The 21,766-nt window shown below is 65.1% G+C and carries 19 protein-coding genes; 3 read left to right on the plus strand and 16 right to left on the minus strand.

What is annotated here, in order from left to right; translation table 11 throughout:
- Window positions 1-55: 55 nt before the first annotated feature.
- From QFZ88_RS02890 to nagZ, 10 genes are all read right to left on the minus strand, one after another.
- Entirely contained in the window at window positions 56-1,651 is a 1,596-nt protein-coding gene (locus QFZ88_RS02890; protein WP_024925343.1) for a peptidoglycan DD-metalloendopeptidase family protein, read from the minus strand.
- 139 nt (window positions 1,652-1,790) lie between these two features.
- Window positions 1,791-2,444: a protein-L-isoaspartate(D-aspartate) O-methyltransferase gene (locus QFZ88_RS02895; RefSeq protein ID WP_024925344.1), complete on the minus strand. Its 654-nt coding sequence runs from the start codon at window positions 2,442-2,444 to the stop codon at window positions 1,791-1,793.
- The gene (gene surE, locus QFZ88_RS02900) at window positions 2,441-3,199 is read right to left on the minus strand and encodes a 5'/3'-nucleotidase SurE (RefSeq protein ID WP_024925345.1); all 759 of its coding nucleotides are present in this window, start codon (window positions 3,197-3,199) and stop codon (window positions 2,441-2,443) included. Before surE ends, QFZ88_RS02895 begins: the two co-directional genes overlap by 4 nt.
- Entirely contained in the window at window positions 3,199-4,503 is a 1,305-nt protein-coding gene (gene serS, locus QFZ88_RS02905) for a serine--tRNA ligase (protein WP_024925346.1), read from the minus strand. The genes surE and serS overlap by 1 nt, the downstream gene beginning before the upstream one ends.
- Window positions 4,504-5,424: 921 nt before the next feature.
- The gene (tatC, locus tag QFZ88_RS02910) at window positions 5,425-6,276 is read right to left on the minus strand and encodes a twin-arginine translocase subunit TatC (RefSeq protein WP_024926356.1); all 852 of its coding nucleotides are present in this window, start codon (window positions 6,274-6,276) and stop codon (window positions 5,425-5,427) included.
- The gene (gene tatB / locus QFZ88_RS02915; RefSeq protein WP_024926355.1) at window positions 6,273-7,025 is read right to left on the minus strand and encodes a Sec-independent protein translocase protein TatB; all 753 of its coding nucleotides are present in this window, start codon (window positions 7,023-7,025) and stop codon (window positions 6,273-6,275) included. Before tatB ends, tatC begins: the two co-directional genes overlap by 4 nt.
- A gap of 50 nt (window positions 7,026-7,075) precedes the next feature.
- Window positions 7,076-7,294 carry a twin-arginine translocase TatA/TatE family subunit gene (locus tag QFZ88_RS02920; protein WP_024926354.1) on the minus strand — a complete coding sequence of 73 codons (219 nt, stop codon included), beginning with the start codon at window positions 7,292-7,294 and terminating at the stop codon, window positions 7,076-7,078.
- Window positions 7,295-7,462: 168 nt separating this feature from the next.
- On the minus strand, window positions 7,463-8,215 hold the full coding sequence (gene scpB, locus QFZ88_RS02925; RefSeq protein ID WP_024926353.1) for an SMC-Scp complex subunit ScpB: 753 nt from the start codon (window positions 8,213-8,215) through the stop codon (window positions 7,463-7,465).
- The gene (locus QFZ88_RS02930) at window positions 8,212-9,009 is read right to left on the minus strand and encodes a segregation and condensation protein A (RefSeq protein WP_024926352.1); all 798 of its coding nucleotides are present in this window, start codon (window positions 9,007-9,009) and stop codon (window positions 8,212-8,214) included. The genes scpB and QFZ88_RS02930 overlap by 4 nt, the downstream gene beginning before the upstream one ends.
- A gap of 68 nt (window positions 9,010-9,077) precedes the next feature.
- The gene (gene nagZ, locus QFZ88_RS02935) at window positions 9,078-10,097 is read right to left on the minus strand and encodes a beta-N-acetylhexosaminidase (RefSeq protein WP_024926351.1); all 1,020 of its coding nucleotides are present in this window, start codon (window positions 10,095-10,097) and stop codon (window positions 9,078-9,080) included.
- A gap of 213 nt (window positions 10,098-10,310) precedes the next feature.
- On the opposite strand from nagZ, the gene QFZ88_RS02940 reads away from it, so the two are divergent.
- Window positions 10,311-10,688 (plus strand): hypothetical protein, encoded by a 378-nt coding sequence (locus tag QFZ88_RS02940; RefSeq protein WP_024926350.1) that lies wholly within the window; start codon window positions 10,311-10,313, stop codon window positions 10,686-10,688.
- Window positions 10,689-10,728: 40 nt separating this feature from the next.
- Window positions 10,729-11,028 (plus strand): putative quinol monooxygenase, encoded by a 300-nt coding sequence (locus QFZ88_RS02945; protein WP_024926349.1) that lies wholly within the window; start codon window positions 10,729-10,731, stop codon window positions 11,026-11,028.
- Window positions 11,029-11,119: 91 nt separating this feature from the next.
- On the opposite strand, the gene QFZ88_RS02950 is transcribed toward QFZ88_RS02945, so the two are convergent.
- Window positions 11,120-12,328 (minus strand): MFS transporter, encoded by a 1,209-nt coding sequence (locus QFZ88_RS02950; protein ID WP_024926348.1) that lies wholly within the window; start codon window positions 12,326-12,328, stop codon window positions 11,120-11,122.
- Window positions 12,329-12,711: 383 nt separating this feature from the next.
- Window positions 12,712-13,032 (minus strand): DMT family transporter, encoded by a 321-nt coding sequence (locus tag QFZ88_RS02955; RefSeq protein WP_024926347.1) that lies wholly within the window; start codon window positions 13,030-13,032, stop codon window positions 12,712-12,714.
- Between the two features lie 359 nt (window positions 13,033-13,391).
- On the opposite strand from QFZ88_RS02955, the gene cml reads away from it, so the two are divergent.
- Entirely contained in the window at window positions 13,392-14,594 is a 1,203-nt protein-coding gene (cml, locus tag QFZ88_RS02960; RefSeq protein ID WP_024926346.1) for a CmlA/FloR family chloramphenicol efflux MFS transporter, read from the plus strand.
- A 55-nt stretch (window positions 14,595-14,649) separates the two neighbouring features.
- Here the strand turns inward: cml and QFZ88_RS02965 are convergent, their stop codons facing one another.
- From QFZ88_RS02965 to QFZ88_RS02980, 4 genes are all read right to left on the minus strand, one after another.
- Window positions 14,650-15,249 carry a YdeI/OmpD-associated family protein gene (locus QFZ88_RS02965; protein WP_024926345.1) on the minus strand — a complete coding sequence of 200 codons (600 nt, stop codon included), beginning with the start codon at window positions 15,247-15,249 and terminating at the stop codon, window positions 14,650-14,652.
- A 237-nt stretch (window positions 15,250-15,486) separates the two neighbouring features.
- Complete coding sequence (locus tag QFZ88_RS02970; protein ID WP_024926344.1) at window positions 15,487-18,561, minus strand: SPOR domain-containing protein; 3,075 nt, start codon at window positions 18,559-18,561, stop codon at window positions 15,487-15,489.
- Window positions 18,562-18,663: 102 nt separating this feature from the next.
- On the minus strand, window positions 18,664-20,421 hold the full coding sequence (argS, locus tag QFZ88_RS02975) for an arginine--tRNA ligase (RefSeq protein ID WP_024926343.1): 1,758 nt from the start codon (window positions 20,419-20,421) through the stop codon (window positions 18,664-18,666).
- A 61-nt stretch (window positions 20,422-20,482) separates the two neighbouring features.
- On the minus strand, window positions 20,483-21,697 hold the full coding sequence (locus QFZ88_RS02980; protein ID WP_024926342.1) for a deoxyguanosinetriphosphate triphosphohydrolase: 1,215 nt from the start codon (window positions 21,695-21,697) through the stop codon (window positions 20,483-20,485).
- Window positions 21,698-21,766 lie beyond the last annotated feature (69 nt).

Raw genomic sequence — 21,766 nt, forward strand, 5'->3', positions numbered from 1 at the left:
CAGCCCGAAATCGTTCTTGCTCTTCTATTCGAGGCCTATCCTGTTCGGGAAAGCCTTACTCCAGGAACGTCTGCGGATCGACCGGCGACGAATTCTTGCGCACCTCGAAATGCAACTTCGGCGCGTCGGTGGTGCCGCTCATACCGGAGCGCGCGATCTCCTGGCCGCGCTTGACCTTCTGGCCGCGCTGCACTTCCAGCGAGGAAGCATGGCCGTAGACGGTGACCAGTCCATCCTCGTGGCGCACCAGCACGGTGTTGCCGAATTCCTTGAGACCGTCGCCGGCATAGATGACGACGCCGTTCTCCGCGGCCTTGACCGGCGTGCCTTCCGGCACGGCGATGTCGATACCGCCCTGCCCGGCCTTGAAGCCCGTGATGACGCGGCCGCGCACCGGCCAGCGCATCTTGCCGATGCCGGTTGAGTCAGGCGCTTCGGCGGCATCGCTCTCGGCCTGCTGGATGACCTTCTGGTCCTTCTTCGGCGGCGTATAGGTGGCGAGCGTCGCGGCAGGCTTTTCCTGCGGCGGGATCGAGGCCGTCTTGACCGCGTCCACCGGTGCCGCCGCAGCCGGAGCGGCTGGTTTGGCGGCCGCAACGGTCGCGGCTCCGGCAGCCGGCGCCTTCAGCGTCTGGCCGATGCGCAGCAACCCGTCCTGCATGCCGTTGGCCTGCTTCAGCGCGGTTGTGGTGACGCCCATCTTCTTGGCAACCGACGACAGCGTATCGCCCTTCTGGACGACATAACCGCCGGCACTTGCCTTCGGCTGCACGGCTGCAACCTGTGCTTCCTTGCCGGGTTTGGTCTTCGGATCGCTGGCTGCGGCGGAAGAATCGACCTGCGCGACGCCCTTGCCTTCCTTGACCTTCGGCTGCTGCGGCAAAACGGCGACCTTGTCGCCCGGTGCGTTGGCCGGCAGCGGGATCTTGTTGGCCGGCACGTCGTATTTGGTGCCTCGCGACGACTTGGCGTCGGCGACATTGGGATCGTTGTCGGGCGCCGAAACCGGCGCCTTGTTGGTGTAGACATAGGTCGGGATGACCAGCTTCTGGCCGCTACGCAGCCCGTTGGCGTCGGCCAGACCATTGGTCTTCAAGATGACGTCGGCCGGCACACCATAGCGACGCGACAGATTGTACACCGTCTCGCCTTCACGTGCGGTGATCTGCGTACCACCGGCACGTGACCAGCCCTTCACGTCCTCGGCTGCAGTCTGGGCGCTGGCGATTGCGGAATTGACCGGCGCCTGCACCTGGTTGATGCCGCCGGTGAGGGTCTGATCGACCTTGGCCACCTTGGCGGCACCCTTTGCCAGCACCGGCGCCGCAGCCGTCGTGGCGGCGGCCGAAACCGAATTGGCGACGGGCGGCAATGGCTGGGCGGAAACCGGCTGCAGGCTCGAACGCGAGACCGAAGCGCGCGAATAGGTGTTGTTGGAAGCCGGAGCCTGGACATCGCCCGGATAGGGCTGCGAAACCGGCTGCTTTTCGATGATGGAGCGCTGGTTGTCGGTCGAGGCCGTCGCCATCGTGTCGACACCGCCGAAGCGGGCGACCTGGGAACTGCACCCTGACACCGCGCCGATGATCAGCAACATGGCGCAGCCACGCGTCAAATTGCGCTTGTTTGCCTTCAAGGATTTGAACTGCATCGCAATAACCCGCACTTACCCGGTACTCACTGGACTGGATTAAAGCGCGTTAATGTTACTGGTCAGTTAAACCGTTAGAATCCGTCGAAATTTTTCTTAAAATATTTGTCCGGATAAGGGCGCCGCAGTTGGCCTGCCGTCAGATGATGGCGGCGACGCCTGGCAGGATCGGCTGGAAACGCACGGTGCCGATGTCCTCGCGCTCGAAGCGGCTGCCGACCTTGATCAGCTTGGCCAGCACCTGCTCGCCCTCTTCCGGCCCGATCGGCGCGATCACCGAACCGCCGCTCGACAACTGGTCGAGCAGGAAGCGCGGCAAGGCATCGAAAGCAGCCCAGACGATGATCCGGTCGAACGGCCCCTCATTGACGAGGCCGTTGGAGCCGTCGGCGTGACGGGCGAACGCATTGGTGATGCCAAGCGCCTCGAACCGCTGCTTGGCGAGTTCGATCAGCGTCTTGTAGCGGTCGACGGTGACAACGCGCGCCGCGAGCCTTGCCATGACGGCGGCGGTGAAGCCCGAACCGGTGCCGATCTCCAGCACCCGGTGACCGGGTTCGATGTTGAGCGCGGTGATGACGGCCGCCTGCAGGTCGGCGCCCTCCATGGCCTCGCCGCACTCGATCGGCAGCATACGGTCGGTCCAGGCGATGGAGTGGAACTGGCCCGAGATGAAGGCGGGACGCGGCGTCGCCTCGAAGGCGGCGATCAGCGGTTTCGGCACGGCACCCTTGCCACGCAGGCGAAGCAGGAAGGCGGCGAAACCCTCGCGTTCGTCGAAACCAGCAATCATGCAAGCGCCTTCGTCAATTGGTCGCGGATCTCGTAGGCGGTCAGGTCGAGGTGCAGCGGCGTCACCGAAACCAGCCGGTTGCGCATGGCGTGCAGGTCGGTTCCGGCCTTGCCTTCCGCCGGCTCGCGGCCGAAACGCAGCCAGTAATAAGGCAGGCCGCGCCCGTCGCGGCGCTCGTCGACCCACAGCGAATGCACCAGTTTGCCCTGCGAGGTCACCACGGTGCCGGCAACTTCGTCCGGCGTGCAGTTCGGGAAATTGACGTTGAGCAGCACGCCTTCCGGCAGCGGCATGGCCACCAGCTTCTTCAGCAGCGCCGGCGCCAGCGCTTCGGTGGTCTCGTAAGGCACCACGCGGTCCTCGCCGACATAAGAATAGGCCTGGCTGACGGCAATGGAACGCACGCCGAGCAGCGTGCCTTCCATGGCGCCGGCAACGGTGCCCGAATAGGTGACGTCGTCGGCGATGTTGGCGCCCGAATTGACGCCCGACAGGATCAGGTCCGGCATGCCGGGCAGGATCTTGCGTACGCCCATGATGACACAGTCGGTCGGCGTGCCGCGCACCGCATAGTGCTTCTCGCTGATCTTGCGCAGGCGCAAAGGTTCGGAGATCGACAGCGAATGCGCGTAGCCGGACTGGTCGGTCTCCGGCGCCACCACCCAGACATCGTCGGAAAGCGTGCGGGCGATGCGCTCCAGAGAGGCCAGGCCCTCGGCGTGAATGCCGTCGTCATTGGTCAGAAGAATGCGCATTATTTCGATTCGATTCTTTCCAGGCCGCCCATGTAAGGCTTCAGCGCTTCAGGAATCGTTACGCTGCCATCCTCGTTCTGATAATTTTCCATGACCCCGATCAGCGCGCGGCCGACCGCCACGCCCGAACCGTTCAGCGTGTGCACGAACAGATTGCCCTTGCCCTCGCGGTCCTTGTAGCGGGCGTTCATGCGCCGCGCCTGGAAGTCGCCGCAGACCGAGCAGGACGAGATTTCGCGATAGGCGTTCTGGCCGGGCAGCCAGACCTCGATGTCGTAAGTCTTGCGGGCGCCAAAACCCATGTCGCCCGTGCACAACGCCACGGTGCGGTATGGCAGGCCGAGCCGCTTCAGCACTTCCTCTGCGCATTGCGTCATGCGCTCGTGTTCGGCGATCGAGCCTTCCTGGTCGGTGATGGAGACCAGCTCGACCTTGTAGAACTGGTGCTGGCGCAGCATGCCGCGGGTGTCGCGGCCGGACGAGCCCGCTTCCGACCGGAAGCACGGGGTGAGCGCGGTGAGCCGCAGCGGCAACCTGTCATGCGCGACGATCTCCTCGCGCACCAGATTGGTCAGCGACACCTCCGCCGTCGGGATGAGGCCGAGCCGGCTCTCGCCATGCGGCGTGAAGAACAGGTCTTCCTCGAATTTCGGCAACTGCCCGGTGCCGAACAGCACCTCGTCGCGCACCAGAAGCGGCGGCTGCACTTCGGTGTAGCCATGCTCGGTCGTGTGCAGGTCGAGCATGAACTGGCCAAGCGCCCGCTCGAGCCTGGCCAACTGGCCTTGCAGAATGGTGAAGCGCGAACCCGACAGCTTGGCGGCGCGCTCGAAATCCATCAGGCCGAGCGCCTCGCCGATCTCGAAATGCTCCTTCACCCAGTTGGGCCGCGTGGCGATGGTGCCGACCTTGCGCACCTCGACATTGTCGTGCTCGTCCTTGCCGACCGGCACGTCGGGCAGCGGAATGTTGGGCATCACCGCCAGCGTGCCTTCCAGCGCCTCGTCCAGCCGGCGTTCCTCGGCCTCGCCGCCCTGGATGAAGCTCTTGATCTCGGCGACCTCGGCCTTCAGCTTTTCAGCCAGTTCGGCGTCCTTCATGCCGAGCGCCTTGCCGATCTCCTTGGAGGCGGTGTTGCGGCGCTCCTGCGCTTCCTGCAGGCGGCCGAGATGGGCGCGGCGCGCCTCGTCCTTGGCAACGATGTCCTCGACAGTGGACTGCGCGTCGGCCGACGACCACGAGCGCTTCACCAGCGCGTCGATGAGGGCCTGCGGGTTTTCGCGAATCCATCTGATATCAAGCATTGTCCGTCCATCCTGAAGGGAGAGCCGTGGGGTAACGCTCCTCGGCGCCGGATGCAAGGGCGAGACCGTGTCACCTTGACGGCAGCGGAGTGTCCTTTCCACGCGATTACATCGCCACGCTGCCTTTCGGCCCTGGCCATTGGCAAAGGGGTGGGAAGCGGGGCGCCGGGTCGGTGCCTCTTAGCAAACAGTACGTGGCGCCTTCCGGGCGCCCCGCCAGTGTTCTTGCCCCGGACCGACCTCGCCGTCATTCGCGACGGCAGACTTCGGGCCTCGAGCCGCCATTTTCGGCGGCCGGGTTTTTCCAGGGCCCGGACTTAGGGCTCGTCACCAGACACCGCCACCGTTAGCGCTGCCAGTCCGGCACCGGCGCCCTCCCTGATACCCGGTGCGCACCAGGTTCCCGTGAGGGCGATGGGCCGATTGTGGCGTGTGCCGCGAGGACGTGGACAAATCCGCGAACGATTTTCGCGTGGTTTTCGGCAAGGGATTGGAGGGAAACGGTTCTTTCTTTGGGTTCGCGCCTACCACCACCCCTTCTATCCACATCCTGCACCGCGCCGACGCGTCAGCGTTCCGGCATGGATTCCCAACACGCCCCGCTCGTTCCTCGCTCACGCGGTCGGGAATGACGAGATGCATGGACGGTCTCGCCAATTGTCCATGCCCGGCGTTGCATCGGTGTCGCTGCGACAGCAGCCAGTGCTCCATGCCAACGAAACGACGCCCTTCTGAAACCGCTGCGATTGGCGAAAGCGCTCACGGACATCCGTCATTCCCGGCCGCGTGAGCGACCGCAGGGAGCGGAGCGTGTCGGGAATCCATGCCGGAACATTCGTGGCGGCAGCGGCGGTTCAGAACCGCCGGAGAAGCGGAACGCTACGGCTCGGAATCACACCCAAGCCGCAGGGTCAACAATTCCTAGGAACCCGCCTCGCCGGACTTTTCCGTTTCCGTCGTCGCCTCGGCCTTCTCGCGCTCAAGCTTCTCGCGGGCCTGGTTCTTCTCGATCATGCGCGAGGTCCAGATCGCCACCTCGTAGAGGATGATGGTGGGCAGCGCGAGGCCGATCTGGCTCATCGGGTCGGGCGGCGTCAGGATGGCAGCAACGACGAAGGCGATGACGATCGCCCAGCGGCGTTTGTCGACCAGCCCCTGCGACGACAACATGCCGACGCGGGTCATCAGGCTGGTCACCACCGGAAGCTGGAAGACCAGGCCGAAGGAGAAGATCAGCGTCATGATGAGGCTGAGATATTCCGAAACCTTGGGCAGCAGCGAAATCTGCACCTGGTTGTCGGTTCCCGTCTGCTGCATGGCCAGGAAGAACCACATCACCATGGGCGTGAAGAAGAAATAGACCAGCGCCGCGCCCATCAGGAACAGGATCGGCGAGGCGATGAGGAACGGCAGGAAAGCGGCGCGCTCGTTCTTGTAGAGACCGGGCGCGATGAATTTGTAGATCTGCGTGGCGATCAGCGGAAAGGCGATGACCATGCCGCCGAACATGGCGAGCTTCACCTGCGTGAAGAAGAACTCCTGCGGCGCGGTGTAGATCAGCTCGACCTTGTGCGGATCGAGGCCGGCCCATTGCGTCGCCCATTTGAACGGGACGACGAGCAGGTTGAACAGCTTCTTGGCGAAGAAGAAACAGACCAGGAAGGCCACGAAGAAGCCGGCGATCGACCAGATCAGCCGGCGGCGCAGTTCGACCAGATGTTCGATCAACGGCGCGCTGGATTTCTCGATTTCTTCCCGTTCCGAAACGCTCACTTGGCGGTCCTCGCCGTCTTCTTCGCTGGCGCCGAAGCTTCGGGCTTGGCAGGTTTGACCGCCTTGGCAGCCGATTTCGCAGTTGTCTTGGCAGGCTTGGTGGCGGCCGGCTTCGTTGCAGGCGCCTTTGCAGCAGCCGGCTTCGTCGCCGGGGCAGCGGCCTTGGCGGCTACGGGTTTCGCCGACGCGGCTTTCGTCGCCGTCGCCTTGGCGGCCGGCTTCGCCGCGGCCTTGGCTGGAGCCTTGGCAACCGCCTCAACAGCTTCTGTCTTGCGGCGCGTCGTCTTGGCCCGGGCGGTGCCCGCTTCAGCGGCGGCAATGACGGGCTGAGCCGGCATCGCCTGCGGACCGTCGACGCCGGGCAGAACCGTGGCGCCGTTCTTCAGCGGATCGGCGGGTTGCGGCTCGCTCGACGCCGGTGTCTGCGGGTCCGGCGCCGGCTTCGGCTTCATCATATCGTCGACGCCGGCACGCACATCCGCCGCCGCCTGCTCGAAAGGATTGAGCTGCTTGCGGATCTCGGCGGCCGGGTTGAGGCTGCGCAACTCGTCGACCGACTTCTTGACCTCGTCAAGCTCGGCTTCCTTCAGCGCCTCGTTGAACTGCTTCTGGAAATCGGCAGCCATGGCGCGCAGCTTGGCTGTGGTGCGGCCAAAGGTGCGCAACATGGCAGGCAAATCCTTGGGGCCGACGACCACGATCATCACGATCGCGATCACCAGCATCTCGCTCCAGCCGACCTCGAACATGGCTATGGCTTCCGACTAACGCTGCTAAAGGCTTCGACGAACGGAAAGGCTCAGCTCTTGCCGGCCTTTTCCTTCATGGTCGAAACGGTCTCGTCGGAGCGGTGCTCCACCGTGCGGGCATCGTCCGTCTCATCGTCGGCCATGCCCTTCTTGAAGCTCTTGATGCCCTTGGCCATGTCGCCCATCAGCTCCGGAATCTTGCCGCGGCCAAACACCAGCAGCACGATGACCAGAACGATCAGCCAGTGCCAAATCGAAAACGAACCCATTGTTTATCTCTCTTGATTTGATTTCCCTGCCGCTGATCTATGCGTTTTCGCAGCCGGTTTCAAACGGAACCACGACAGGTTTTATCATGTCCTGCTTATTGTCAGGCTCTTTTCGGCAATATTGCCGCTACCAATCAGCGCATGGACCGGTTTCGACGACCGCGCCAATCACTCTTCCGTGACGCGCGGCGTCAAAAGACCGAGCTCCTCGAGGTCGATATCGGTCAGCGGATCCTCGTCCTCGGTCAGCTCGTCGGGATCGGCCGGCGGCAGCGGTATCGAGAAATTGGCGGGCATGCGGGTCGACAACAGGCCGGCGCCCTTCAGCTCCTCCATGCCCGGCAGGTCGCGGATTTCCTCCAGCGCGAAATGGTCGAGGAAACGGTCCGTGGTGCCGTAGGTCACCGGGCGGCCCGGCGTCTTGCGGCGGCCGCGCATCCTCACCCATTCCGTCTCCAGAAGCGTGTCCAGCGTGCCCTTCGAGGTCTCGACGCCGCGGATATCCTCGATCTCGGCGCGGGTGACCGGCTGGTGGTAGGCGATGATCGCCAGAACTTCGAGCGCGGCGCGCGACAGCTTCTTCTGCTGCACCGTGTCGCGGCTCATCAGGAAGGCGAGATCGCCGGCGGTGCGGAAGGCCCAGCAATCGCCGATGCGCACCAGATTGACGCCGCGCCGCGAATAGATGTCCTGCAGTTCGGCCATGGCGGCGGCGATGTTGACGCCGTCCGGCAGGCGCTGGGCGAGCTGCTTCTCGCTGACCGGCTCGGCGCTGGCGAAGACGATGGCCTCGGCCATGCGCGCGGCTTCGGCCAGATGCAGCCGCTCGGCCGGGTTCTGAGCCAGGGCGTCGTCCTCGTCATCCGCCTTGAAGGGCCCATCTTTGAAGGGAATGACCGAAGCGTTGCGGCTTTCGCTCATTGCGCGACCTCGACTGCTTTGGCGCGCTGGCGTCCGCGCAGGTAGAGCGGCGCGAACACCTCGTCCTGGCGCATTTCCATGCTGCCTTCGCGCACCAGTTCCAGCGTCGCCGCGAAGGACGACGCCATCGCCGTGCGCTTTTCGGCCGGGCTCGCCAGATATTCGATCAGGAAACAGTCGAGCGCGGTCCAGTCCGCCGACGTGCCGAGCAACCGGGCAAGGATCGTGCGCGCTTCCTTCAGCGACCACACGCCACGCTTGGCGATGCGCACGGTGGAGATCGCCTCGCGCTGGCGCTGCTGGGCATAGGCGGTAAGCAGATCGTAGAGCGTCGCCGAATATTCGTTGCGCTTCTCGACGATGACCATTTCCGGCAGGCCGCGCTGGAAGACGTCGCGGCCGAGCCGGTTGCGGTTGACGAGGCGCGCGGCGGCATCGCGCATCGCTTCCAGCCGGCGCAGACGGAACTGCAGCACCGCCGCCAGTTCCTCGCCGCTCTCGCCCTCTTCGCCGGGCTGCTTGGGGATGAGGAGCTTGGATTTCAGGAAGGCGAGCCACGCCGCCATCACCAGATAGTCGGCGGCGAGTTCGAGCCGCAGCGCCCTCACCTTCTCGACGAAGGCCAGATATTGCTCGGCCAGCGCCAGGATCGAGATGCGGGCGAGATCGACCTTCTGGTTGCGGGCGAGATGGAGAAGCAGATCGAGCGGGCCTTCGAAACCGTCCACATCGACGACCAGTTCGGGGTCGCCGGTGACGCGCTCGTCGTCACCCTCGGCCCAGAGGCGGTCCATCGGCGCGGCCTTGCCGGGCTTTTTCTCCGCTAACTCAGCCACCTTGCCTCTTTTCTCACTCCATGCGGTTACGCGACCGCCTCGAAATATTCCGCGAATTCGGCGCGCAGTGCCGCCTCGTCCTTGCCGTCATGGCCCTTGACCGAGGCAAGTGCCCGGTTGGCCCGTTCCAGCGCCTTGCCTACGAGCGGTTTGGCCCGCGAGGCGACGGCGGCCATTTCTTCCATGACGCCGTTGCAGTGAAGGACCAGATCGACGCCCGCCGCAAGGATCGAGGCCGCCTTTGTCTGGAAATCCCCAGAAAGTGCCTTCATCGAGGTGTCGTCCGACACCAGGAGCCCGTCGAAACCGATCTCGCCGCGGATGATCTCCTCGACCACCTTGCCGGACGTGGTCGCGGGATTGTTCGGATCGACCGCGCTGAAGATGACATGCGCGGTCATTGCCATCGGCAGGTCGTTCAGCGCCTGGAATGGGGCGAAATCATGCTTGCGCAACTCCTTCAGCGACGTCGTCACCGTCGGCAATTCGAAATGCGTGTCGGCGGAGGCGCGGCCGTGGCCGGGAATGTGCTTCATCACCGGAATGACGCCGCCGGCCATCAGCCCCTCGGCGGAAGCGCGGCCGAGGGCTGCGACGATGGACGGTTCCTTGTCATAGGCGCGCGCACCGATGACGTCGCTGGCGCCCTCCACCGGCACGTCGAGCACGGGCAGGCAGTCGGCGGTGATGCCGTAGCGCAGAAGGTCGAAGGCGTGCAGCCGGGCGTGCAGCCACGCCGCGCGCAGGCCGGCGTCCTCATTGTCGCGGTAGAGCGCGCCGAGCGCGCCGCCGGCGGGATAATTCGGCGCCAGCGGCGGCCTCAGCCGCTGCACGCGCCCGCCCTCCTGGTCGATGAAGACCGGCGCGCCCGGACGACCGACGCAGTCGCGCATCTCGGCGACGAGGTCGCGGATCTGCTCCGGCTCGGCGATGTTGCGGGCAAAGAGAATGAACCCCCACGGGCTTTCGCCCCGATAGAAGGTCTTTTCCTCACGGGTGAGGGATTTTCCGGCGCAGCCGAGGATGAGGGTCTGTGATTCGGTCATGCGCCAAGTCTAGAGATTTCGGCGGCCTAAGGGAATCTGGGGTATCGGAGGTTTCAACATCCGGTTTCCCGCCGCGACGCGCAGTTTCTCCAACGCGCCGGCGTCGATTTCGTCTACGCTGCAATCAGGCCGCGACAATGGACGCAACCGGTGACGCTGTATGTCCTGACGCCGGGTGTCGCTACACGACGGGATTTCTTTGGGGGACGATCGATGAACGTGTATTTTCTCGCGGCAGCAGCAGCAGCCGTTCTTCTCGGACTTGCGCATAGCGTGTTGGGCGAAATGTTGATCTTCCGCAGTCTCGCTGTTCAGGCAACACAGAGCGACGGCTCGAAACTGCTCGGGCGGCGCCATCTTGCCGCCCTGCGCAGCACCTGGCATCTGGCGACGCTTTTCGGCTGGGGGCTGGCAGCACTGTTTTTCTGGATGGCAAGGCCCGATCGCAGCCTTGCCGGCCTCGCGGTCGCCATCGCGACTTTCCTCACCCTGTGCGCGGTCTTCTGGCTGATCGGCACGAGGGGCCGACACCCGGCCTGGATCGTCTTCCTCGTCACCGCCACCCTCTCCTATCTCGGCGCACCCGCATAAAACGCGCGCCGTTACCCGCCCTCTTTGTTGGAGTGAAACGATGCTTCTGATTGTCGGCACCGTCCGCCTGCCGCCCGAAAAACTGGCCGAAGCGAGGCCCGTCATGGAGCGCATGATCATGGGGAGCCGCGCGGAATTCGGCTGCGTGGAATATTCCTACGCCGAGGACGTGCTGATCCCCGGACGCATCCATGTGAAGGAGATCTGGCGCGACCAGGCATCGCTCGACGCGCATTTTTCCTCCGATCACATCAAGGCCTGGCGCGCCGCCTGGCCGACGCTCGGCATCACCGACCGCAATCTCGTCGTCTACGAGATCGGAACGCCCCGGGCGACGTGACGCAAGATCGGTGGCGCGCCCCCGACCGCCACAAAGCACCACGCAGCCGAGGCCGCGCAGCGCGCATTTGCTCGACCCCGATATGCGGCAGTCAAGCCGGCTGCAGTTGCTGGCGCTGCACCGGCGGAAAGGCCAGCGCGATGGCCACCGCACCCAGCCCGACGATCGCCGAGCCGATGAACAGCCAGGAATAGCTGGCATAGGCATCGTAGACCCAACCGCCGGCCAGCGGACCGAAGGCCATGCCGAGACTGGAGAGCATGGTGGCCGCACCGAAGACGGTGCCTAGAATGCGCGGGCCGAAATAGTCGCGCGCCAGCACCGCATAGAGCGGCATGACGCCGCCATAGGTGCCGCCGAAGATCACCGCGAGGGCGTAGAACTCGCCGAGCTTGCTGACCATCAGATAGGCCGCGATCACCGCCGCCTGGATGAGCAGGCCGGCGACCAGCACGGGCTTGACGCCCAGCCGGTCGCCCAGCACGCCGAACACCAGCCGGCCGCCGAGACCGGCGAGGCCTTCGACGCTGTAGATCGACACCGCCGCCATCGGTGCCACGCCGCAGGCCATGGCGTAGCTGACCATGTGGAAGATCGGGCCGGAATGCGCCATGCAGCAGGCAAAGAAGGTCATGCCCAGCACCAGGAACTGCATCGACCGCAGCGCCTGGCCGACGGTCATGCCGCCGCCCTCGCTGGCCAGTTCGGAGCCCGCTTCGTCATTGGCCAGATTCTGCGGCGCGCGGCGCACCAGAAGCGCCGCCGGGATGAGCAGTACCCAGGACATCACGCCGATGGCGAACATGGCGGTGCGCCAGTCATAGGCGGTGATCAGCCAGCGCGCGAAGGGCGAAATCGTCATCGGCGCGACACCCATGCCGGCCGAGACCAGCGAGACCGCGAGGCTGCGGTGCTTGTCGAACCAGGCCGTGGTGGTGACCATCATCGGCGCGAAGAAGGCGCTGGCCGCCAGCCCGACCAGCACGCCATAGGTCATCTGGAAGATGAGCAGTGTGTGCACCTGGCTGGCCAGAACGAGCGCCAGGCCCAGAAGGACCGCGCCGATCAGCACGACGATGCGCGGGCCGTAGCGGTCGGTGGCCGCGCCCCACATGAAGCCGCCGACCCCCATGACGAGGAAATTCAGCGTCATCGCGCTGGAAATGCCGGCGCGCGACCAGTTGGTGTCGACCGAGATCGGTTCGAGGAAGATTGCCAGCGAAAACATCGCGCCGAGCGCGACGCAGGTCATCAGCGCGCCGGCGCCGACGATCACCCAACGATAGGAAGAAGCACCCATGTCCGTCTGCCTCCCGAATAAGCAGGAAACTGCCGAAGGCGCCGACCACCGGCCGCCGTCATCAGGATGACGTTTCGGCCGGACAGGTCCCGACAGAATAAAGGACGGTTTTTTTCGCGATGTCGATGCTTGCTGCCATGACCTGACAGTGAGGTGCCTGGGCGCCTTACCTTCTCCCCTTGTGGGAGAAGGTGGCCGAGCCGAAGGCGAGGTCGGATGAGGGGTGTTGGACGGCGTGTTACTTTTCCGGACTGAGGTGCTGTTGAAACGGGCGATCGCTTTGCGCCGTCTCGCTTCTTCCAGCACCCCTCATCTGTCTCGGCGCTGCGCGCCGATCCACCTTCTCCCACAGGGGGAGAAGGTAAGGCGTCAGCGGCCGAACCCTAATGGCTGCTCGACAGCTTCATCATCACCAGCCCGGCAACGATGAGGGCGGCGGCAAGCACGCGCATCGGCGTTACCGCTTCGCCGAGCACGGCGACACCGACGGCGAAAGCGCCGACCGCGCCAATGCCGGTCCAGATCGTGTAGGCGGTTCCGAGCGGCAGCGTCTTCATCGACACCGACAACAGGCCGAAACTGGCGGTCATCATGACGATGGTGACGATGGTGGGGGTGAGAAGCGTAAAACCTTCCGACTTCTTCATCGAGAAAGCCCAGACGACTTCCAGCAATCCGGCGATAATGAGATAGACCCAGGCCATGGCGACCCTCCTTGGGGGCGCCGGGCCGTCCCGGACATTCTTTCCCGATATTGGGCCCGCTATGGGAGAGGTCGTCCTCTGTCGGGCAATTTAGCGATTCCCCCGGCCCGGGCAAGACCTGCCGGCGCATGGCAGCCATGCTCCCCGGGCCAAGCCGCGTTGCGCCCGTGTCGATGCAATGCTAAACGGCCGGCCTTCGCGATCCTTTTATGGAGCATCGGCATGGGAGCCTTACCGCAGTCAGACAGATAGGCCGCAACGACGCTTTCGTTGTTGCGGCGCGCTGTCCACTCCCATCCAACCGACCGGACCGACAGGCAGTCGCCGCCCAAATTCCCTTTTTGAGCGGACCCTTTGTCATGTCTAAAAAGAACCCTGTCTGGGCCCATGGCCTGCCCGCGGCACTGCTGCTGATGGCCCCTTTCGACCTCCTCGCCTCGCTGGCGATGGATATTTACCTCCCCGTCGTGCCGGCCATGCCGGAAAGGCTGGGCACCAGCCCGACCGTCATCCAGCTGACGCTGAGCCTCTACATGATCCTGCTCGGCGCCGGACAGATGGTGTTCGGGCCGTTGTCCGACCGCATCGGCCGCCGGCCGGTGCTGCTTGGCGGTGCCGCGTTGTTCGCAGCCGCTTCCCTCGCGCTGGCCGCCGCCGGCAGCGGCCCGGTCTTCCTGTTTCTGCGGGTAGCGCAGGCGGCGGGCGCGGCAGCGGCGTTGGTCGCCACCTTCGCGACCGTGCGCGACGTCTATGCCGAACGCCCCGAGGGCGCCGTCATCTACAGCCTGTTCGGCTCGATGCTGGCCTTCGTGCCGGCGCTCGGCCCGGTCGCCGGCGCGCTGATCGCCGAGCGGTTCGGCTGGCGGGCAATCTTCGTAACGCTCGCCTTGCTCACCCTGCCGGCGCTGATCAACGCGACGCTGCGCTGGCACGAGACGCGGCCGACACCGGTCACCCGGCACCGGGCTTCGATGAAACCTATCCTGCGCAGCCCGTCCTTCTGGGCCTACACATTGGCCTTCAGCGCGGCGATGGGAAGTTTCTTCGTCTTTTTCTCGACCGCGCCGCGCGTCCTGATCGACAGGGCCGGCTATTCGGAACTGGGCTTCAGCCTGGCCTTCGCCACCGTGGCGGTGGTCATGATCGCGACCACGCGTTTTGCCAAACATTTCGTCACGCGCTGGGGCGTGGCCGGCAGCGCCGCGCGCGGCATCGTTTTGCTGCTGGCGGCTGCGATCCTGCTCGCCGGCGGGCAAATGTCGGAAGCACCCTCCTTCGCCACCTTCATCCTGCCGATGTGGGTGGCGGCGATCGGCATGGTGTTCACCGTCTCGGTGGCGGCCAACGGCGCGCTGGCCGAGTTCGGCGACCGGGCCGGCACGGCGGTCGCGCTCTATTTCTGCATCGAGAGCCTGTTCGTCGGCATTGCCGGCACGCTGGCGGTCATGGGGTTCGGCGGCGATACGGCCTGGCCGCTCGTCGGCTACATGGCCGCGATGGCGCTGATCGTGCTTTCGGCACTCGGCCTGGTACGCCGCCAAAGCCCAGCCATGCGGAGTTGATCCGCCGCCGGCCCCGCGCGAAAAAAATGCCGCGCGGGGCCGAGGCGGTCCGGTATCACTTCTTCTTCTGCGGGTAGATCGTTTCGCCGCGTTTCAGCATCGCCACCAGGCTCTCGATCTTCTTCTTGCGGCCGGCTTCGGTTTTCATGTTGTGGGTGCGGAAAACCAGCGCGAAGCGGTTTTGCGAGCTGAGCTTGGCCAACATTTCCCGCGCCGCCGGCTCAGCGTCGATTGCCGCCTGGAGGTCGTCGGGAATGGTCATGGTCTTGACGCCGTCATAGGCGCGGTCCCAGCGCCCGTCCGCCTTGGCGGCCTCAACCTCGCGCAAACCATGCTCGGTCATGCGGCCTTCCTCGACCAGCCGCGCGACATTGTCGACATTGATGCGGCTCCAGATGCTCTTTCTGGTGCGCGGCGTGTAGCGCTGCAGATAACTGCGGTCGTCGAACCCCTTGCGGATGCCGTCGATCCAGCCCCAGCACAAAATGACATCGATGGCCTGGAGCGGCGTGATCGAGGCGAGGCCCGAACTCACCTTGTGGATCTTGATCCAGACTTCGTCCTGGCTGGCATGGTTCCGCGACAGCCATTGGTAGAAGCTCTCGGCGTCCGCGAATTCACGGACCTTGGTGTGATCGACGATAAAAGGCGCCATCAGCCTGCCTCGCCCTGCGAAAGCGTCGTCGCGAAAATTGCCCGCAACGCATTGATCCTCAACCCGGAAATCCATGTTGAACAAGACACGCGTCAGCCCTCACCTTTCGCGGCATCGATTTTCCAGACCTATTGCCATGGCAGCTCCGCAGCAACCGGATATTTCGCTGTCGGGTCGTCCACAAAGAAAAACGGCGCGGACCAGGCCGCGCCGTTCGGGATCGATGGAAACCAGAGATTACTTCGAGACGAAGCAGTTGCCGCCGGCGGCCTTGTAGCTGGTGCACAGCTTGACGGCGTCGTCGCGCGACTGCGCCATCACGCGCACCCGGTAGAAGGTGCCCTTGCCGGCCACTTCGGCCTTGACGATGTTGGCGCTGCGGCCTGCCAGCACGCTGGAGTAGCGACGCGCCAGGTCCTGATAAGTCGACTGGGCGCCTTCGACGGTCGGCTGCGAGGCGATCTGCATCGACCAGCCACCGGCGGCGGGCGCCGGAGCCTGCGGCTGCGCCGAGGCAACCTGCTGATCGGCCTTCGGCTTGACTTCGCCGGCGATGTTGACCGGCTGGTCGGACGGACGCTGCGGCGCCACCGGAGCTGCGGCCGGGGTCTTGGCGACAGCCTGCGGCTTGGCGGCGGGTTTCAGCGCGGCCTGTGGCGCATCGCCGTCGGTCGCCTGCGGCACGGTGCCGGTCTGGTCCTGCTGGGCAACGCGCTGCGGCGTCGGGTCGGTCGGTTCGCTGGCGGCAACCGGAGCGGCCACCGGCTCTTCACGCGGCGCCAGGCTGCCGTCGGGCTTCACCACCATGGTGCGCACCTTGCGCGGCGTCACCAGTGCGCCTTCCTGCGTACCGGCATTTTCCTGGGCGACCTGGGCGACACGATCTTCGCCCTTGGCAGCCGGCTGGGCGTTGGCGTCCTGAGCAGGGGCCAGAGCGCCGTTTTCGCTGTCGTCGGGACCGGAGAGGGAGGCGGCGCGGTCGGCCTGTTCCTTGGCCACCACATCGACCGGCACCTCGGCATTGGCGACCAGCTTCGGCTGCGTCGGCACCGCCGGGCGAGCGCCCTTGGCGACGGCGTCGTAGACCTTGTTGTCCTGGTTCGGGATCACCGCTCCGCCGGGATTCTCCGGCTTCACCTTCATCGGCTGGTTGTCGGCCTTGACGATGGCCGGCGCTTCCGAGCTGGAACCGCCGAAAGAGAGCGCGAAGGCGCCGACACCGCCAACCACGGCGACCGCACCGACCACGGCGGCGATCAGCAGCCCGCGACGACGCGGCTCCTGAGCGGCACCGGCGGCGGCGGCTTCCGGAATGGACATCGCCTCTTCGAGATCAGGATCGTAGTCGAAACCGTCATCGGCGACAGCACCAGCGGCCGGTTTGCCGCGCGCCGGGCTTTGCGGATCGTAACCCTGGTAGCCAAGATCGGCATAGGCCGCCGCGGCAGCTGCCGCCTGCGGCGTGTCCGCATAGGCCGGCATCTCGACACGGTCGCGACGGTGACCGTCCGCTTCGTCGTCGTAATGCGCCACCTTGGCGGATGCCTGAGTATTGGGGACCATCTCGTTGAGCAGCGTCGAGAATTCGGCGTCGAGCTCATCGTAGGCAGCGCTCTCCGGCTTATCCTGCTCGAACGGCACTTCCGGAATGTCGAGATCGTCGGCCAGCGCCACGACGCGCTCCGGCACATCCATCGTCTCGATGTCCGGCACGTCCTCGCGGATGGTGGCCGGCTGGGCGGGCTTGTGCCAGGACGGCGTCGACGCGACCGCCTGCATGGCCGGCTGCAACGGCATCGATGGCAAGGTCTCCATCACCGGCTCGACCGGGGCCCCGTACCGCTGGGTCGGCGCGGCGTACTGCTGGGTCGGCGCCGCGTACTGCTGCACGGGAGCGGCGTATTGCTGTACGGGGGCGGAATATTGCTGACCCGGCGCCACCGGATTGCCGCGGCCCCATGCCTTGATCGGCTGCACGAACGAGGCCGTGGCGGCAGCGGCGGCCACCGCCGGAGCGGCCCAGCGAAGCGCCTCGACAGGATCTTCCTCTTCAGCCTTCTGGACAGGTTCGTCATCGAGCGTGTCGAGGCCCTTGGCCATGGCAGCGTCGAAGGCATCAACGTCGAAATCGATCTCGTCGTCGGCCAGGAGCGGTTCTTCAGCGGCCTGTTCGTAGGTGTTGTGGGCGTCGTCGACCTCGGCGGCCGACAGTTCCTCGATCAGCGAAGCGTCAAGATCGGCGTCAAGAGCAGGCTCTTCCACGACCGGCGCAGCCGCGAGCTGCGGCCGCCAGGTCTCGGCGGCCGGCTCGGCAACGGCCGGACGTGCCGTCATGCGGCCGAGCAGCGCGTTGAGTTCGTCTTCCAGGCTGCGGTCCTGCGCGGCGGCGGCCGAGGCCTCATTGGCAGCCGCCGGGGCCACTTCCGGCTGCGCCGCGGCAGCGGCAAACGCCACCGGTTCGGCATGCGCCTCGTCGGTGAAGACGTCGTCCATGTCGATATCGAAATCGGCACCGGTCGCGACGTTGTCCGCCGGCTGCGTGTGATGGCCGAATGTCGGCAGGAAGGACTGCTCGGCCTGCGCCGGCGCATGGTCTTCCTCGGCAACCGCGACATCCGCGTTCGCCGCTTCGTGGACCGGCGAAAGCCGCGCGTTGAAATCCATGTCGACATCGGCCATCGCCGTATCAAAATGCGCGTCGAAGTCTTCCGGAGCGGCGGCGACAGGCTCGGCGGCGACAGCCATCGGCTCTGCCACTGGCTCGTGATCCAGTTCCATGTCGCCGAAATCGATATCGCGCATGGCCAGATCGAAATCCTCGGCCTCGTCGACGACGGGCGCGAAGCCTGCCTGCGGCTGGAATTCCTGTTCCAGCGAATGCGTCACGGCCGCGTCGAAGACCGGCTCTTCCATCTCGTCGGCGGCAGCGAACTCAAAGTCGGACGCTTCCGCTTCGGCCGGTGCGGCGGCCAGCGGAGCATGCGCCTCGGCGCGGAATTCCTCTTCCATCGAGGCAACCATGTCGTTGTCGATCGCCTCGTCGGCGAAAGCGGCAACCGGCGCGATGGCTGGCAGCGGCTGCGGTGCGGCGGCCATGGCCGGCTCTGCCTCGTGACCGGAGAATTCGCCCATCAACTCCTTTTCGAGGTCGATGTCGAAATCGTCGGACAGCTCGGCGGACGCCTGCTGGGCGGGTTGCCGCTGCACGGGCTCGCGTGGATCGAAGCCCATGATACGGGTCAATTCCGCAAAAGGATCGTCGCTTGCGATGTCGTTATGGTTGGCTACACGCGCCTGGGTTCTATCTGCCATTGTCGTTCCCGAACTCGCACTCATCGGACGCCATGGACGTCGCGGAAGGTTGGCCCCTACCAGCGCAATGTGGGCAAAAGGTGACAGGCTGATTAGTCGAACCTAACGCATTTCGGTCGGGGCTTCCGCTCCGATCAACGCCAGGCCAGACGACAAAACGTCCAAAACAGCCTGCACCAGCCCGAGTCTGGCACGTGTCAATTCTGGGTCGTTAACCTTAACAAAACGTAAGTCTACATGATCATTGCCGCGGTTCCACTGTGCGTGGAAGCTGGAAGCCAGGTCGTAGAGGTAAAAAGCCAGCCTGTGCGGCTCCTGCGACTGCGCCGCCTGCTCGATCAGACGCGGATATTCTGCAAGCTTCTTGACCAGCGAAAGCTCGCCCTCGTCCTTCAAGAGGTCGAGCCTGGCCGACAGCTCCTTGCGCGAAGGATCCGTGATGCCGAGCTGTTCCTTGGCCTGCCGGAACACCGAATGGCAGCGCGCCGAGGCATACTGCACGTAGAAGACCGGGTTGTCCTTCGACTGTTCCGTCACCTTGGCGAAATCGAAATCGAGCGGCGCGTCGCTCTTGCGATAGAGCATCATGAAGCGGACCGGGTCGCGGCCGACCTCTTCCACCACTTCGCGCAGCGTGACGAAATCGCCCGACCGCTTCGACATGCGGACCGGCTCGCCATCGCGGAACAGCTTGACCAGCTGGCACAAAAGCACGGTAAGCTTGACCCGACCGTCGGTGACGGCCTTGGCCAGCGCTTCCAGCCGCTTGACGTAGCCGCCGTGGTCGGCGCCCAGCACATAGATCAGCTCGTCGAAACCACGTTCAACCTTGTCTTTCAGGTAGGCGACGTCGGCGGCGAAATAGGTGAAGGCGCCGTCCGACTTGACCAGCGCGCGATCCATATCGTCGCCCACTGCCGTCGAGCGGAACAGCGTCTGCTCGCGGTCTTCCCAATCGTCCGGCTTCTCGCCCTTCGGCGGCGGCAGCTTGCCCTTGTAGATGTGGCCCTTCAGCGTCAGGTCGGCGATCGCCGCCCGGATCGCCTTGGCGTTGTCGGCATGCAGCGTGCGCTCGGAAAAGAAGACATCGTGGTGCACGTTGAGCAGCGCCAGGTCTTCCTTGATCAACACCATCATGGCGTCGATGGTGCGGTCCTTGACGATGGCCAGCGCCTCGTCTTCCGGCATCTGCAGCAGCGAACGGCCGAATTCCTTGGCCAGCGCCTGGCCGACCGGCACCAGATAGTCGCCGGGATAGAGGCCGGAGGGGATCTCGCCGATATCGTCGCCCAGCGCTTCGCGATAGCGCAGCATGGCGGAGCGGCCGAGCACGTCGATCTGCACGCCGGCGTCGTTGATCACATATTCCTTGGTCACCTTGTAGCCAGCGAAGCCAAGCAGGTTGGCCAGCGTGTCGCCGACCACGGCGCCGCGCGTATGGCCGACATGCATCGGCCCGGTCGGGTTGGCCGAGACATATTCGACATTGACCGCGATGCCCTGCCCGACCTTGGAACGGCCGTAATCCTGTCCCTCAGCGATCAGGCCGGCCAGATGCCGGTGCCAGAAGGCGTCGGTCAGCCTCAGATTGACGAAGCCCGGGCCGGCCACTTCGGCGCCGGAAACATCCGCATCGGCGCGCAACGCCTCGACAAGCCGATCCGCCAAGGCGCGCGGGTTCTGTCCGGCCGGCTTGGCCAGCACCATCGCGGCATTGGTGGCGAGATCGCCATGGCTGGCGTCTCGCGGCGGTTCGACAGCGATGCGGCCGAGATCGAGCGTGCCGCCATCTTTGTCTTTCAGATCAAGGCTTTCGACGGCCTTGATGACCCGCGCGGTGAAGTCGGCGAAGATGTTCATGAAAACTACTCTGCATCCATGCAAGAAAACCGGTCGTTGGCCGGCGAAAATCGCGCCCGGCCTAGCTCAAATCCGGCGTATGGTCAAACAAGCGTCGGTGCTCCTTCAACGCATAGGTATCGGTCATGCCGGCGATGAAATCGGCGACATCGCGCGCCTTGATGCGATCCTCGGCGCGGTCGAGCCCCTCGCGCCAGCCGTCCGGCATGGCGCGCGGATCGGCGAAATAGGCGTCGAACAGGTTCTTGACGATCTGCTCGGCGTCGGCGCGCACCCGCATCACCTCGGGGTGGCGGTAGAGGCGCGCATAGAGAAAGGTCTTCAGTTCCTTCTCCTGCGCCGCCATCTGGCCGGAGAAGCGGACGATGGTTTCGCCGGCGGCGCGCACGGCGTCGGCGCTGCCGGGCGCCAGCCGGTCGAGATTGGCCTTGGCGGTGACGATGACATCCTCGACCATCATGGTGATCTGCCGCCGCATCAGTTCGTGGCCGGTGCGCACCGGGTCGAGCGCGGGATAACGCTCGCGCACGCCCCGCAGGATCGAGCCCGGAAGCCCGACCTCCTCCAGCATGTCGAGGCGAAGCAGGCCGGAGCGGATGCCGTCGTCGATGTCATGGGTGTTGTAGGCGATGTCGTCGGCGAGCGCCGCGCACTGCGCCTCCACGCTGGCATAACGCGACAATTCCAGATCGTGCAGCTCCGAATAGTCGCGGATCGCCTGCGGCACCGGCCCTTTCAGCCCCTTGCCCGCCGCGTCGGTCAGCGGGCCGTTGTGCTTGACCAGCCCTTCCAGCGTTTCCCAGGTCAGGTTCAGCCCATCGAATTCGGCGTAACGCCGTTCCAGCCGTGTCACCACGCGCAGCGACTGGGCGTTGTGGTCGAAGCCGCCCCAGGGCGCCATTTTCTCGTTCAGCGCATCCTCGCCGGTATGGCCGAACGGCGTGTGGCCGAAATCGTGGACCAGCGCCACCGCCTCGGCCAGATCCTCGTCGACGCACAGCGCCCGCGCCAGCGCCCGGGCAATCTGTGCCACCTCGATCGTATGCGTCAGCCGGGTGCGGAAATGGTCGCCTTCATGCGCCACGAAGACCTGGGTCTTGTGCTTCAGCCGGCGAAAGGCGGTGGAATGGATGATGCGGTCGCGGTCGCGCTGGAACGGCGTGCGGGTCGGGCTTTCCACTTCGTCGAACAGGCGGCCACGCGAGCGGGCGGGGTCGCAGGCATAGGCCGCGCGGGGCCGGTAACCGAAACCGATATCGCCAAGCTCGCTGCTCATGACCCCTGTCGCTGTTGACTTGCCCCGCCCTGCTTCATACCTATCATGCAGAACCGAACGCAAGGTGAC

Source organism: Mesorhizobium sp. YL-MeA3-2017 (assembly GCF_030814575.1).
Lineage (GTDB): Bacteria > Pseudomonadota > Alphaproteobacteria > Rhizobiales > Rhizobiaceae > Mesorhizobium > Mesorhizobium terrae.